Consider the following 15,214-nt stretch of genomic DNA (forward strand, 5'->3'; position numbering starts at 1 on the left):
GAATTATCGTTGGGCGGGCAGAGGCTTGACGAGGTGCTTTGCATGGACGAACAGGGCAAAGGGTTTTTGGAAGAGGGTCTCTGCCATGCGGTCGGCCGCAATGGCGGACGGGTTGAGGGCAAGCGTGCTGAACTTGTCCCGGCCGAGGTATCCGCCCGGATCAACACCCGTGTCCGCCCAAGCCTTTGCTGCGGGAGCTGTTCCACGACTTTTCGTCTCGTCCAGACCAAAGCGCGGCTCTGTTACCGGCTCCATCAGGGCGAAGAACCAACCGGAACCCGCGGCGAGATCGGTGTCCACCAGTTCGAATCCGAAGAAGGAAACATCGGGCATAATTCCGCCAGCAAACACCGGATGGAGGACGTCCGCTGGATCACGACTTGGTTCACGCTGTCCCTTTGCCCGCACTGCGACAACAATCGTGTTGGGGTAGCGGCGGAGCAGTTCTCCGCGCAATATGAGCACTAGATTTCCACGTTTATCGACGCTTTGCTGCGCCAAAGACCCGCCGCGCCAGCCATGGATCGGGGGAATATCCTCTTTTCCGTCCAATCGCGCCCAGAACTGGCGGAAGGGAGTGCCGCGGCAGTCAGTGGGATAGCGGCGCCAGAGTAGTTCCCGGTTGGTTTCATGGTTGAGCCCGGCCATAAAGGCGCTTATGAAACGCGGGTTAGTTTCCAACAGACTGACTGAGTCCGGCGGGATTTCATCGATGCCGGGGCAGAACCTTGTCCTGTCGTATTTTGTCAGGTACCGGTAGGCCGGCACGGGGAATGTGGGATAGGCCATGATGCGGTCAACGGACGGAGTTACCCACCATCCGAGTCTTTCCTTCAGAACGGTACGAGCCAGGTCCAAGTCTGTCAGGTCCCCGACGGCGACGCCCCCCAGCGACACCAAGGCATCCCGGCGTAGGGGCTGTGAGATCGACGGATCCAGCCGGTGCCGCACGGCAGCAGCGGTTCCGGTCAGATCGAAGGGAACCAATGTGGCGGTCGGTGACGGCAGGCCCAGCACCGTATTCAGAAGCGCGGCTTCGGCGGCAAGGCTGAAACGGTTGATGACTTCGACACTGGTGAGCAGCGGTGGAGCGACAACAACCCGTGGCCCCTCCTGCCCGCCTGCGGCCGCACCTTCCGGTGTTGCGACAATCGGTGCTGGCGTCGCCACTGGTCCCGGAATGGGCCCAGGCACACCGACCGAGCCCCTCACTCTGTCGGTACTGTCCCGGCCCGTTGGCAGCACCAAGCCTGCCGGATTAACTGCTAGGCCCGGTGCCACACGCACGCCAGCCCCGGAGGTGCGAACATTCGCTGATGCCGGATCCACGCTGCCCGGGCCGGAGACCAGCGGCAAGTTGTCGAGGTTGGGGGCCGCGGGCATGGCTGACATCCGCAACACCCCGGCTGGCAGCCGCGCCAACACCGCGCCCAGGTCAGCGCCTGCAAGGTTCGAGTCGACTCTGGCAACGGGGGTGTTCCGCTGCCCGCTTGGGGTGCGGACGACCAATATCCCTCCGTGGTCGAGATCCAGCACGCCCACCGAGACCGGCGAACCGGGGCGCACCAACGCAGCCGTGTGTGCCGCCAACTGCGGTCCCTCCAGCACCAGCCCCACGCCGGCACCGCCGTTCGGCTGTCCCACGTGAGCCTCGGACGCGACAAACAACGCATCGATCATGCTGCCGGTGGAGATTGCGGAGACGGTCGTCACGTCCACGGTTGCGCCGGCGGACATAGCAGTTAGAACCTCCCGCTGGCCTGCGGCGGACAGCTCACGCAGGGCATCTATATGGGACTGGCCCAACAGTCCCGTTTCGGCCAGCCCCGGCCGAGGACCAAGCCGCTCCGCGCCCTGTGGAACCGCTGTGGTCGCTAAAGCCGAAGCAGAGGCCGCCAATTGTGTTGTGGCCGCTTGTCCGACGACGGCAGCCAACCCAATCGGCGCAAGGTCGGACACGCCGACGAATGCCTCTGCCGGCACCCCCGTCAACGCGGGTCGGGCAAAACGGGTGGGATCGACGTCAGTCCGCCCCTTCGCTAGCGACGCCACCAGTCCCATGCGCAATTGCGACACAGGAGTTCCGAGCCTCCGTGCCGCCCTGGATGCGGCACGGCCTGACGGTGCCAGTGCGCGCCGGAGACCGGCGTCGAGCACAGCATCAGGCAGCGAGGATTCCGCCACTTGCAATGCCAGGCTCTTGCCAGCGACAGGGGTGCGCGGCGCCATTGGGGCCACCAGCTCCAGCAACCGGTCTGCTCCCATGGGCTCCAGATGGCGTTTGTGGAAGGAGAGGGCCACCATCTGTGCCAGAGCGGCCCGCTGAAGGGCTGCCTCGGCCGTCAATACGTCCCCTACCTGGCGCCAAGCGGCATGGGCAATCTCCTCCTGGTTTGCCCGCACACATTCGGCTGCGAGCCCGGCGGCAACCCGCGGCCGCGGGTCCAGGTTAAGCTCCCGGAACCAGGGAGGATCCTCCGGCTTGACCTGCCAGCGGCGGATGTGGCTGGAGCCATAAATTGGAGGCCCGACGGGTTGGTGTGAAGCATCTACCAGCTGCTGGCCATCGATCACCCCGTCGGCAGCATCAACCAGGGTACGACTCAGCTGAGCCAATCCGTCGGCCAATGCCGAGGGCACCTGCGCCAGCGTTCCATCCGCCCCAGCCAATGCCCGCAGGGCACCGTCCATAGCCATGTGCCGCGGCTGCTCCGGCGGCACCCGCACTGCGGGGGACGCCTCTCCAACGTGCATCGGTACATACCCCACCGTATTGGCAACCCTGTATGGCTTGATCCGTTGGGCGAGCGATTCGAAGTCACCCTCGAGGCCGGTCTGAAACTCCCAGTGGAAATACACGGGCAAGGTAACTGTGTCCTGGTCTGTCCATGCAGGGCCCAAGGGAGCGTCTGCGGCAGGCTTTCCGCCGAGGCCGCGGGCAACACCTGCATCAAATGCGGGCACCAAAGCGGCAATCCAACGGCGGTTTGGGGCCAGTCGGCGGGGGCAGACTAACCGCGCAACGTTGCGGTCCGGCTGCTGGCCCAAAGTCGTCGCCACATCGATCGATCCACCGTCCGGTTCTACCAACTGAACATGCGACCAGGCCCAGGAATCTGCCAGATTTGGTAGTTCCGCCTTAGCTCCTGATTCAATTCGCAGCTGCGGCAGCGGCGCCCCCGTAGGCAAGGTGATGCCCACGCCGGCCCGGTCCTCCACAACCACTAGAACCAACCATGGCGCCAATTGATTGGTCGAGGGCACCCCGTAGGGCGTGAACAGCCACGGAAGCTCCGGGGCATCCAGATCCACGGCCGCCAAATAGTTGGGCTCGGCATTGGTGGTGTGCGCACGGGGCGAAACCCTCACAATCTGGTTGGGATCTAGACCGATCACATCTCCGGGGCCGTGCAACATGGCATTGGTCCGGGCATCTCCGGCGCCGGCCACTGACACCGTGACCGCCACCTTTACCCGCTGGGAGCGGGCACCCTGTGGATTGTCCGGCTCCGCGGGGATTGCCGCAGACAGCCCGCGGCGCGCCCATGGCAGGAAGCGGTAAACCGTATCGGCCATCTCAGAGACCTCCCAGTTCAAAAGCCTCGACGACGACGGCGCCCGCAGCGGCCGCGCGGAACTCCGCTACGGCTGTCGATCCTGCCACGGACGGCAGCAGCGACGCCACGTGCTCCAAAGTCTTTGGATGGACCAGCATCAACGGAGCATCGTGGAGCACCGTAGCGCCCCCGACCGGCCCTCCGGCGGCGAGCGACGCCTCATGTGCTCTAGGGGATTGGGATGCAGCGCCCAAGGCGACATGGACCTGAAGGAGTCTGCTGTCCAAGGTGAGCACCGGGGTGGCCAGTGCATACAGCGTCCATGGAAAGCGAGAAATAGTGCTTTCCGGCTCCAGGATCTTTTCCTCATACGTAGCTGCCACTGTCCTGCTAGTTCCTGCGACGGCATAAGCGGAGGTGCCCACGCTGACACCGCACGGGAATCTCTCGAAGGAGTGGCCGCCCAAGCGCTCGTCCTCGCTCAGGTCCATGTATTGGCCGCGTGCAAAATGATCCAGCACAGGTTCACGGGCCGCCGTCGGTACGTCGCCCACCAAAACGGCGGCGACGGCGAAGGCCACCGTTCCTTCAGTCAGCTTCTTTGTGCCTATCCTGTCAATGGGCACCTCAAAGGGAACAACCCGCTGGCGCACGGTTAGCCGCCCGAGCGGGTGAGCGAGTGGTAGTGTGATCCCTTCCACGGCGGCCAAGGTAACCAGGGCGTCTCCGCCCACTGGCGCTTCGGGCAACAACCGTTGCGGATCACGCAGCTCCTGGAGCATCAACGCAGAGGCACTGATGCTGCCTGAGTCAACCGCAGGTGCGCTGCCCCATTTCTCATCGAACGGGACGCTAACATCCCAGAAAAGGATGGAGAAGCCGAACTCGCCCTTTGCCCGCCACTCGCCGGGGCCCTCGAGCTGCATCTTCACCGTAACGGAGCAGAGGGACTCACCAAAGGCCTCCACGCTGACTTTAAAGTCAACCCCCACCATAAAGCGGAATCTGGGGGCCAGATAGAGCATCGCATCAAATGCCAGCCATCCCTCGATGGCTGCAACGTCGAAGTCTGCCTTGAGGCTGATCTTGAATCCCGCCTGCACGGAATTGCTGGTGATGGCAAAGTAGTTTTCGCAGCGCAGATGGATAGGGCCGATGCCAAAGGACACAGCGAGCCTCTCCAGCTCGTGAGGCACGCCGGGGGGGAATTCTTTGAAAGCCGGGTGGAATCCTCCGGCCGATAAAACAAACGACGGATCGTCGCCAAAATGCATGGCCAGGAGCAGTTCTCCGGATAGGTTCAACGTGGCGAACCCCTCAATCCCGACAAAGGAATCCCGCAGCCGGGCCCGGATCATAAGAAACTTTTCTTCGACGTCGTAGAAGCCGACAACGTCGATCAACAGCTTCAGAATCGCCGGCGCGCCGGTGGCCTTGGGAGGCAGTTGGGCCAGCAGCTGACCGACAAGAACCACCTTGCTCACTGCCAACGGTTTGTCTCCGGCTAGGGCATTCCGCACCTCGAAGATCAGTCCCAGCCGCACGTAGACAATAGGCGGCTCGCTGAACGACAGTTCAAGCATCGGGCCGATCAACAGCGAGTCCGGTTCAACCGGGAACAGCTGCTTATACCGGTTTATGATTCGCGGCGCATCAGCAACGGGATTATTCGGGAAGAGGACATCGTCCAGAACACCCGATTTCATGCCGGCCGTGAGGGCTTCCAGATCCACCCGGTGGTGCAGCCCAATGAGGCCGCCGATGCCCGTGAGGAAGATGCCAAATGCAATGTGCACGGAAAACTGGCCGTAAATCATTAGCAGGAGGGAGTAGCCCTCGCTGCCATCGGCGCGCCTTGTGCTGATCAGGCAGATAGCTTTGACGCTGAAGACGCCGACAATCGTCAGCTCCAGCGCCCCGGCATATTCCCCGCGTTGCGCATCAATAAATAGGTATCCACCGCCCTTGACCGCGCCGGCGTCGAGCCGCAGCCCAATCCCCTTGGGCGGAAGGAAACGGACTGTCTCACCGAAGTCGGCCCCATCTTTGAATGAAGTGATGTCCGCCCCCAGTCCCAACTGGTCAACTGAGGCCTGAAAGGGGCCCAGTTTGACACCGAAGCCGCCGCGTAGCTCCAGTCTAACCCGGTCAGACAGGACCACCTCGAGCTGGAAATACTGGACAGTGAAGACACCATAGAGTGTGGCTGCAACGGGAAGATTGACTTTCAGTCCGGAACCGCCCTCGAAACGGACGCCACCCTTAGTGTCCATGATGAGACCCAGGTCGAAAGGCACCTCGATGTTACCGCCAGGCAAATTCTGCAGGAATCCATCGCCCTCCCCGAGGGACACCACAAGTTTGCCCTTGCGTGCCCCAATGCGAAATCCGGCGTGGTCCGGGCCAATCTCCAGCCCCCACACCACGGACCCAACTTCAAGGCGCGTTCCGTTGCTGGTGCCCAGCACAAAGGCCGGCAGTCCCCCGTCGTTTGGCTTCGGTTCGGCCCGCAGGGATAGTGACGGGGAGAATCCGCCCAGCGCACGCGGCGATCCGGCACCGACGTAGACGGTAAACGCGCCACGGGCCCCGCCGTCAAAGGTATAGACGGTTTTTTTCCCCTCGTATACAAGTTGCAACGCCGCCCCCAGTGAGACCACCACACCGGGGCCGCCATGCTCGGCAGGCACGCCGATCAGTGTCAGCACGGGTTGGGCAGGCAGATCTGGGATGATGAACTTGATGCTTAAGGACCGGGCAGCAATAGACACTGTGTCCGGTGAATCGCCCGGCTCAGGATCCCAGCCATAAGCGGCGTCTATCCGCCCGCCGACTGTGGTGACGGCACTGTCCAAGCCCACTACCGTGGTGCCTGCCAGAAAGGACAGCCGATCGATCACATCCGTGGAATCGGCGGGCACCTTTCCTTCGAACAACCGCACCAGGGGTCCCAGATCCAGTTGATTAAGGGCTTCCTCATCCTCCGTGGCCAAGCCCACCAGACTGACCAGCCCGTAGCCCGCCGGATTGCGGGCTTGCAGCGAGTCGATGGCAAAGGTCTTGAACATCAGCCATAACACATCTATGCCTGTCACGCCGTCGGTTTTGACGGCGTCCGCGAAGGTAAGACCCGTGTCCACCAGAGCTTTTACCTCGGCGATCGTGGCGGCCAAAGCCGCCTTGTCCACATCCTGTTTGGCGACAAATTCCTGAATCTTTGCAGTCGTGGCAGGATCCACCTTTTTTGGCGTCGGCGGCGCAGAAGAATCAAGTCCCAGATCGGCAAGAATTTGAGCCGACAGTGCCGGATCGCTGAAAGTCTCCTCAAGCCAATCGATCAGTTCTTTAACGAGATTCGCGATTTTTTGGAAAAGATTCGGCTTTTTATCCTCGGCCACGACTGTCACTCCCCTGCAGTTAAAACCGGCGGTGCACCGGCAGCGGGACGGGAAAATTCCAGACTGTGGTTAGTGAACGGGGAGCCGGTCGTTCCATCACCCACCGGGGAGAATATTGCGTGTGTGGCCCGGTGTTCCCCATTGCCCGAATCAGCAAAGGAGACGATCCCGATATTGCTGCCAAAGACCATGAGGCGGACAGCTTCGGTGTTTGAGATAAGCAGCTGCTGGTGCGCTGCCGCCACCTGCGCATACACACCGATCGGGTCGGCGGGGTCCCAACCGGGAAGCGTGGCCGGTACAGGCGCACCCACTCCTCTCTCCACGGCAGGTCTTTCGTCGCGGATTACTGAAATTCGGTACCGCACATCCGGAGGTTTTGCCCCGTCCAGGGTCGTGCCCGCCGGCCAACCGCCTGCGGGCACGTATATCGGCTCACGCCGCAGCCTGGCCCTTCGTCCGGGCCGCATGCTGGCCCCCGGTGCCAAGAGAATCCCATGGTTCTTCTCCCAGCCCAAACGCTCAAACGGGACGCCCTGCAACAGGCGTTGGGCCGACCGCGTCCCGCGCAGGACCGCCCGCATTTTCGCGGGCCATTCGTTCTTGGCTGCGCTGGACGTGCACTGAAGTATGCGGCTGTCGCAAGCGTCGTCGCCCTTGGTCCATACATCCGCAACCAAACTGGAGGCAAAGTGGACATCGCCACTGAGGACTACCACGCGCGGGTAGGTGGCCAACCGCCTCAGGAACGTGTTGAAGGTGCCTTCATGAGCACCCCAGCCTTCAATGTCGTAAGCTTCGGTTCCCGTCAGCGCCGGTGAAGGATTGGCGGGGTCGAAGGCCTCTGTCCTGACCATGTGGGTTTTCAGGTCAAACACCGCAGCCGATGCGGGTTGGGCTAATGCCTCGAATAGCCGAGGAAAGAGTACGGGCACGGGCGAGACGACAACCAGCAATTCCCTGCCGTCTGTCATGGGACCAGCGGGCAACATCGCATCCAGGGCCGTGCCAACCAGTTTCGGTGGGCTGTGGCGTGTGGTGGAGTCATAAGTGCGGCGCGTGCGGCTGTCCAGCACATTAACCCTGTGGCGCGGACCATCAACTGTGTAGTGAAAATTCACTGCTGGAACCGCCGTTGGCGACGTCAGTCCCAGCAATCCGTCGACCTCGTTCTCGTGCGGTGTCGTGGGAGCGGAGCCATCGCCAACCAGAGCCTCCAGCTTTCCGTGGAGCGTGAATTCGGGCGTGGGAGGGGGCTGCACAGCCACCACCGGTGGGTCAGCCCATTTCTCCGGGGTGTTTCCCTGTGCCTGCATGATGGCATACGCAAGCAAGCCGTTGCGGACAATGGCCCGGCCCAATGGCGATGTAAGCACCCTGGTCCGCCACGGTGCGGAAATGTACCAGTCATCGGTGATCTCATGATCATCAAAGATCATGTAGGTGGAACAGTTGGCCAACGCTCGTGCCACCTTCCCCACCGATTGCGCGAAGGCGAGCACCGCCGCACGGTCCGACTCAATCGTGGAAGCGCCACGGGCCTTAGCGGCAGCCTCATGCTCCTTCCAACCGTCGATCCCGAGTGGCGTCGCCTCATAGTCCGTCAGGTGATTTGCATCCCGGGTCGCTTTGCTGATTTCGGTCATTAGACTTTCAGGCATCGGGAGCTCCCGCCAGACACGCGGGCTCCAAACGGCCAAATACATGGCTGCATATTCACCGAAGCCCAGCAAATGGCTCGCGCCATCGGTGGTGGAAAGTTTGGCCACTTCTATAACCAGACGCGCCCGGCGTAGAGCAGGCAGGTCCTTCACCGGGACACGCATGTCGCCTGCCCCCGCGGATCCTCCGGCCATCGGGACCGTTTCGTCATACCCAAGTAAGTCCTTGCTCAAAGCGGTGAGCATAGGCAGTAGGGGCCCCGCGACATCGTCAGCGTAGATTTGGTCCCCGGTGAGAAAGAGCTGTTGCGGCCGAGTGGCCACGTTGAGCCTCTCCGCCTCAATCACGTCGTCAAGCCACGCCAACGCGTCGGGCCCGCCCCCGTGCGGCTTCCGGCAGGAAGAGTGAACCAACTTTAGGTCCGCCAGCGTCGGAGACGCCGTGACGAAGCTAGGCAAGAAGTCTTTCAAATAGCCCAAAGCCAGCCGCGGCGGCGCAGCTGCATCGATTGAACCCCCGGGCCCCGTTGAATCGGATAGCAGACCCAGCTCCTTTAGCCCGCCGTGTCCTGCGACGGTGATGTCGTAAGAAAACAATGACCCCGGGGCCAAAGCGCCTCCGAGTGTGACGTCAGCAGTCACCGTCGCAATATGCAAATGGGCGCCGAAAGTTCTGGTGCCCGTGGCGGTGCTGTGGGCCGCGAATCCGTCATTGGACTGCACTTGCCCGCCGCCGATGCTGACCTGCACTCCCGGCCAGACCCAAGCTTCCACCACTGCCTGTTCGGACAAGGCTATCCAGAATGTCGCTCTGGTCGGCTCAACGCGGCGCACTATGGGCCCGGCAAGAACAAGTGGAAGTTCCATAAGGATTCCTTGAATGTCCCGACAAAATCTCTATGGCGGCGGCCAAACGTAATTCCCCGATTACCATCAATCGGAATCCCGCAAATGCCCTTGGGGCCGGTGCGGCGACCGTGGGGAATAGCATACTGCCGTCCCAGAACTCGCACCAGAGTAAACTGCATATCACCTGCCTCCCGGAGCGTAAAAGGAATGCGAGTCAGAAGTCGATTTCAACGCAGTTTCCTGTTGGAAACCTCCAAGATTTGTAACATCTAGGCCCTGCGCGAAGACCAAAAGTTGTATGGTTCCTCACTCAACGGCACCGCGTCGTCGACGGAGACTGCGAACTTTGACTGAGGCAACGCTATGCGGCTCTCTCCTTGCAGACGCCCTGGCCGTATACTTTTGACTGTTCTGCTTGGTGCTATCCGCGCATTGCTTGATTGTCCCAAGGCATCGCCGGCCTTGTGCATGTCCTGGACGCCAGCTCCGGCAAAACTTCGCGGACACCGACCACAGATAGGGTCGCGGCAGCAAATTGCGGTCATCTTCAGGATGTCGCGCCGATTACTGGTCTCGTGGATCACGGCTACTTGTCAACGTGGGCACCTGTCGCGAGTTCACCACCATCCCTCAATAACTAAGTGACCAATATCGCGTCCCAGACATTCAGATCGAAGGAGGGCCATCTAGTGGGGGATTTTGCTTAGTTGAGGCGTCAAGCATACGAGTCGGACTTAGCCGCCACATGTCGGTGGCGACGGAGACCGAGCTGAGAGGCGACATAGCGGCTGAGGATACGAGTACGAGCTCCGCCTAATACGACCGAGGTCCAGGCGTGAATTACTAGACATTCTCCGAACGCAAGAGCAGGATCAGGGCAGGACTAGCACTTTCCAAAGGAGCTAATTTCATGGGCACCGGCAAATCCGAGAGCGTTCACGTGTCTTCTCTATGGCGCAGATTTTTCACTAAAAATATCCGATTGACGAATTCTGGCAGCGATGAGACGGGTGCCGAGCGGACGAAGGACGCATTGTCCTACTGTAGGCAGATCTATGCGTCAACTTTGGACTGGTATAAAGTGGCTGACCAAAAAGGTCAACTCCTACTGACCCTAAACGGCGTCCTTGTGACAGTCAGTGCCAATGCAATTCTCCGGTCCGCATCTGATGTTGAAAAGATGCGACAAGTTCAATCTCAACTGACATGGGTTCTCACTCTATCTGCGGCGGCAACGATAGGGTTTTCCATCGTCTGTGCGATGCTATGCCTTCGCTCGCGGCTTTCCAATGCCCGAATAGATCGTTACTTATCCGATTTCAAAATCGGTGAAAAGTATCAACCAGTTGCAACGTTTTGGTTTGGAACATTGGCACACATGCCCGAAAAGGTGGGTGTTGATATGCTGCAGAATGCAACAAGTCAGTTTGAGCTGGAAGCCACGAGTCGTGAAATTATGCTTTTGTCGCAGAACGTTCTTAGAAAACACAGGTGGGTCAACTTGGGATGGCTTTCTGCTGGCGCGGGATTATTGCTCCTTATTTCGGCGATGACGAGCATTGTTTATTTCGCTGGCTGATGTGCCAATTCTCACGGAGCCAACCTAGAAAAAAGGCGAACATCACGAACACCTCAACTATGCCGCCCCGGCGGGTGGGGATTTTCAGCCCCACGATCGTCCGGTACGTGGACGAAATCGTTGAAGGTGATGAAGACGCAGTGCTATGCCCGACCGTGGCGCCGGGGCGAGGGGCCCGGAAATGGCTTGATGCCCGCGCTGTGGCCTCAGCTGACCTGACGGGCAACTACTGTTCCGTCACAAACCCCAAGTCTGTCGCGCTCCTGTATCCGCACTCCCTTGGCATCGCTCTCGGCCTTGCTTGGCAAACTTTGACGCCGCAGCCTTGAAAGACGCCCGGCCACGCGCGCACTCACCCGGGCCATCGCCGCTTGGACCTACGAGAAACAGACCTCGACGGCGTGGCGTTCGCCTCCCGCCACGGCGACGACCTGCGACTGTGGACCATCTTCGAACGGCCACGACGGTTTCGTCAGCCCAAACCAAAGCTGCGGCACCGCACGGACGAAGAGGCCCGCGACAAAGTCCTCAACGGTGCTATGGGCCGCATATGGGGCGAGTACAACATCCCGACATTCGTGAACAAGCTCGGCATCGGCGACCTGCTCTGCGGCGGAGCCATCGCTCCCGAGGACCTGACGGTCGAGTGGATGGTGGACAACTTCTTCATCGTCGGTTCCCCGGACACTGTGATCCGGAAGATCGAGAACCTGTACAACACGGTGGGTGGCTTCGGCAGCCTCGTCAGCTTCGTCCACGAATACTCCGCGATCCCGAGCCCTACCGCCGCAGCTTCGAGCTGCTCGGAACCGTGGTGAGCCCGGCCGTGAAGCACCTCAACGGCACCAGCCCCGACCTCGTCGGTACAGCCAAGTAAACCCCTACGAAAGGAAAAACCGGAAAAATGGCAACTTTGCATAAGTACAACCCCCTCGACATCGCACTGGAGCTCAAGCCCCGAGATGACAGCAACGCCGAGGTGTGGAGCCAGCGCCTCTTCACCAGCGAGGACGAGAAGCAGTTCCACGGTGTATGGCAGGCGGCCCCCGGGGTGCACGCCAACCTTCCCGGACAGGAGACCGTGGTCATCCTTGAAGGACGGGCAACCGTCAGCGGGCTAAACCGTGAAAGCATCGACGTCGCTGCCGGAGACCTCGTCTTCGTCGACGCAGGCGAAGTCGCCACCTGGACCGTCCACGAACAGCTGCGCAAGGTCTTCGTGATCAACTCCTAACGCCACAGAACACGGCCCAGCATGCAGCCGGGCTCGAGGGACCGGCCAAGCGCAGCATTCGCCGGTCCCTCGCCTGTTTCCTGCACGGGGCCGGTGCCACCGATCATGGCATAAGCCACATCGGGACGAACAGCGGACGTTTGCACTGGGAATTATGAACCGAGCGCTCTTGGAACGGGCTCTCCCCCCGCCTGTGGTCTTTTGCGCCGCAGGCGGACTGTCGCAATAGGCGGTGCCCATAATGACAGTTCCCACAGCACTGGCCGCATGGGTGGATCCCACCCCAGAGAAAAGGTGAACGACGACCACGGCTTCATGCTGAACATCGCCAAGTGGAACGGCAGAATCGGCCACTTGCAAGGCGCCCCATTGACCAGCGAAGACGGCAGCACCGAGCTTGACTTGATCAGTCGGGCTGGCCTCTTTCGCCTCTGGGCGTTCAACGCGGGCAAGGGGTGGCGTCAGCGAAAGTAACTGCTGGAGAACAGCCGATCGGGCCACTCCCCCAGGTTGACGGAATACCCATTATCGGCGTGCCGCACCTACGCCAACTGGACGAGAGAACCTGGCTCCTGTCGTGGCAGGCTGCCAGTCTGGCTTCCCCGTTGTAGCTGGCCATAAGGTGACGCGGTTGGTCGCAACCAGCCACCCACTCACATCCAGACAGGCCATGAACGGACGTCCTGCAGCCGTGGGCTCCACTTTTACGAACCAGCGGCCCCAACGGCAGCTTGGGAGGCAAGCTACGCAGGCAGCAAGGGCAACCAGCCTGCTGCCTGCGTACAATTAGCGGCGGTTGGCCATGAGCACGAGGGCGCTCGAGCCCAGCACGCCGGTGAGGGCGAAGATGAGCATGCCGGTGAACGAGCCCCCGCCTGACTGGATCAATGCCCCGCTGACAATCGGACCGATGGAGAAGCCAGTGCCGATCATCAGGTTCGTGGTGTTCATCAGGTGTCCGCCGCCGGAAAAGGAGGACAGCGTGGACAGCAGGTACGGCAGGATGAAGGTCCAGCAAACTTGAAGATCACGGCGGCCGCGGCGAATTGGATAAGGACCGGTGATCCGAAAAGCAACAAGATACTGAGGGCCATGCCCGTGTAACCTGCCGCCAGGTAGAGCTTCCGGCGCGGTGTCTCGCCAAGCGCGGTGGCAACAAGGGCGGACAGGATGCCGCCGACAGTAGCGAGGGAGCGGACCAGGCTGCTCGCGGAAAGGTCCATCCCGGAGCGCGCCGAGATCTGGGCGATGAATGACCAGACACCGCTGAGCGCGATGTAGAAAAGCAGCACGGCGGCCATGTCCGCGGCTGCTTTGAGGACTGGGACCCGGTTCCGCGATTCAGCAGCAACGGGGGTCGCGCTGCGCAGCATTTCGCCGTCGATACGCTTGACCACCAGCAGGCACAGCACTGCGAGGTCGGCCATAGTCCAGTAGATCGCTGAGACTCCCGCTCCGGCGAACAGTGACGGGAAGACCGCCAGAATGAGTGCTCCCATGGCCAGCTGGAAAACGACGAAGATTCCGAAGGCGCGGCTGGGATTCGCTGTTTTGCCGCTGAGGGTCAGGATGATCACGGTGATGGAGCCTGCCGCGAGGCTGGTCACCAACCGGGCGATCATCAAGAGGCCGAAGTCGTCCACGAAGCCGGAGACCACGTTGCCTGCAATGACGATCGCGGTGAAGATGTAGCTCGCCGTTCGCAGGTTCAGGCGCCGGAGCCATAGATAGGCCGGGACGGTGGCCAGGCTGAAAGCGCCAAGCTCCAGGGAGAAGAGTGTCCCCACCTGGACAGGGGTGAGACCGAACTGCTCGATCAGTTTGCCTGCGATGACGGGGGCAATTAGCAGGACGGTGTAGAGGACTGCGCTGAAAACAGCGATATAGGTGTACGTCCCCTTGTCCGAGGAGACGGCTGCCGGAGCAGTTCGTGCCGTAGCGGTCATGGTCATTGTCTTTCGGGCAGGACGAAGCGGCAAGGGCGCCGTCAGCGGGAAATTGGGGCAGAGCTTCCTCGGCTCTTGTTAGAGCAGGGGTGATGCGGAAACCGTCAGGCGTGCTGCGTTGTGTGAGGCATTCGACCCGGCTTGTGGGGGTGGTTAGGCTGTGGCGGAGGGGAGCATCAGTCAGAGCCTTATGCATATCCATTCTGACTACCGCGCGAAGCTGGTCGCCGCCCTCCCGGGCCGTATACCAGAAGTCAAACAGCACATCCGAGATATACCCGCTGGCGAGCTCCGGCACATACGCGTTGAGGCGTAGGTACCAGGAACTGATAGCGCCCACACGCCCTTCCAATTGGATAGAGGCCGGCACATCCTGGAACCGCAGGTCGGCGTTGGAACTTTAAAGGGTATATATTCCGTCGAGCAGTGCCGGATCTTTCCGCCCACTGCTGGCAAGCAAGGTTAGGGTATACGACGTCATGGCAGCCTGAGTAGTAACGATCCTAACTGCGAAATGTGGTTGCTTATTCTCCCATGTCATCAGTCGGCGGAAGTACTGACCGGGAAAGTCAGCGTCAAACATCACCTCAGGAATGTCTACGTAACATTCACCGTTATGCGTCAACTGCAGCAGAGCGACGGGATCGAGTTGCCGGAGGGAGATCTTCTTGTTGACTTGATACTCGTATTGGTTACCTGCCATCTGTTGGAGTTCGTCTTTGAGGCTGTTGTCCATCATCCGCTGGAGCTCATGTTTGAGCCTGGCCCCGACTAGCCCGTCGCTCAGACTCTCATCCTCCCAGAATCTACCATTCATCATTGCCTCCGTTGTTGAGAAATTCGGTGCTCAAGCAGGCATTTTGGCGACGTAAAGTGATACATTCAGCCGATGGACGAATTTCGTGTCATCAAAATTGGAAATATAGGACCCGTTCCGCTATAAAGTTAGATGTCAATATATCGCCGCAAATCAATTGAAGTAGATCCCTT

The 15,214-nt window shown here is 60.7% G+C and carries 10 protein-coding genes; 4 read left to right on the forward strand and 6 right to left on the reverse strand.

Going from position 1 to position 15,214, the window contains the following annotated elements; genetic code table 11:
* Nucleotides 1–3: 3 nt before the first annotated feature.
* The 3 genes from ABIE00_RS14130 to ABIE00_RS14140 all read right to left on the reverse strand — a co-directional run bounded on the left by ABIE00_RS14130 (nucleotide 4) and on the right by ABIE00_RS14140 (nucleotide 9,483).
* On the reverse strand, nucleotides 4–3,417 hold the full coding sequence (locus ABIE00_RS14130) for a hypothetical protein (protein WP_354261243.1): 3,414 nt from the start codon (nucleotides 3,415–3,417) through the stop codon (nucleotides 4–6).
* A gap of 160 nt (nucleotides 3,418–3,577) precedes the next feature.
* Nucleotides 3,578–6,955: a DUF6603 domain-containing protein gene (locus ABIE00_RS14135; protein ID WP_354261245.1), complete on the reverse strand. Its 3,378-nt coding sequence runs from the start codon at nucleotides 6,953–6,955 to the stop codon at nucleotides 3,578–3,580.
* 5 nt (nucleotides 6,956–6,960) lie between these two features.
* Entirely contained in the window at nucleotides 6,961–9,483 is a 2,523-nt protein-coding gene (locus tag ABIE00_RS14140; RefSeq protein ID WP_354261247.1) for a metallophosphoesterase family protein, read from the reverse strand.
* 892 nt (nucleotides 9,484–10,375) lie between these two features.
* On the opposite strand from ABIE00_RS14140, the gene ABIE00_RS14145 reads away from it, so the two are divergent.
* The 4 genes from ABIE00_RS14145 (at nucleotide 10,376) to ABIE00_RS14160 (ending at nucleotide 12,752) form a co-directional block, all read left to right on the forward strand.
* Nucleotides 10,376–11,044, forward strand: coding sequence for a Pycsar system effector family protein (locus tag ABIE00_RS14145; protein ID WP_354261249.1), 669 nt, complete (start codon nucleotides 10,376–10,378; stop codon nucleotides 11,042–11,044).
* Between the two features lie 371 nt (nucleotides 11,045–11,415).
* Nucleotides 11,416–11,862 carry a hypothetical protein gene (locus ABIE00_RS14150; RefSeq protein WP_354261251.1) on the forward strand — a complete coding sequence of 149 codons (447 nt, stop codon included), beginning with the start codon at nucleotides 11,416–11,418 and terminating at the stop codon, nucleotides 11,860–11,862.
* 86 nt (nucleotides 11,863–11,948) lie between these two features.
* Entirely contained in the window at nucleotides 11,949–12,278 is a 330-nt protein-coding gene (locus ABIE00_RS14155; protein WP_354261253.1) for a cupin domain-containing protein, read from the forward strand.
* 294 nt (nucleotides 12,279–12,572) lie between these two features.
* Complete coding sequence (locus tag ABIE00_RS14160; protein ID WP_354261255.1) at nucleotides 12,573–12,752, forward strand: hypothetical protein; 180 nt, start codon at nucleotides 12,573–12,575, stop codon at nucleotides 12,750–12,752.
* Nucleotides 12,753–13,064: 312 nt separating this feature from the next.
* Here the strand turns inward: ABIE00_RS14160 and ABIE00_RS14165 are convergent, their stop codons facing one another.
* From ABIE00_RS14165 to ABIE00_RS14175, 3 genes are all read right to left on the reverse strand, one after another.
* Nucleotides 13,065–13,229: a hypothetical protein gene (locus ABIE00_RS14165; RefSeq protein ID WP_354261257.1), complete on the reverse strand. Its 165-nt coding sequence runs from the start codon at nucleotides 13,227–13,229 to the stop codon at nucleotides 13,065–13,067.
* The gene (locus ABIE00_RS14170; protein ID WP_354261259.1) at nucleotides 13,229–14,224 is read right to left on the reverse strand and encodes an MFS transporter; all 996 of its coding nucleotides are present in this window, start codon (nucleotides 14,222–14,224) and stop codon (nucleotides 13,229–13,231) included. The genes ABIE00_RS14165 and ABIE00_RS14170 overlap by 1 nt, the downstream gene beginning before the upstream one ends.
* A 400-nt stretch (nucleotides 14,225–14,624) precedes the next feature.
* The gene (locus ABIE00_RS14175; RefSeq protein WP_354261261.1) at nucleotides 14,625–15,044 is read right to left on the reverse strand and encodes a Tc toxin subunit A-related protein; all 420 of its coding nucleotides are present in this window, start codon (nucleotides 15,042–15,044) and stop codon (nucleotides 14,625–14,627) included.
* Nucleotides 15,045–15,214 lie beyond the last annotated feature (170 nt).

It is taken from the genome of Arthrobacter sp. OAP107 (genome assembly GCF_040546765.1).
GTDB lineage: Bacteria > Actinomycetota > Actinomycetes > Actinomycetales > Micrococcaceae > Arthrobacter.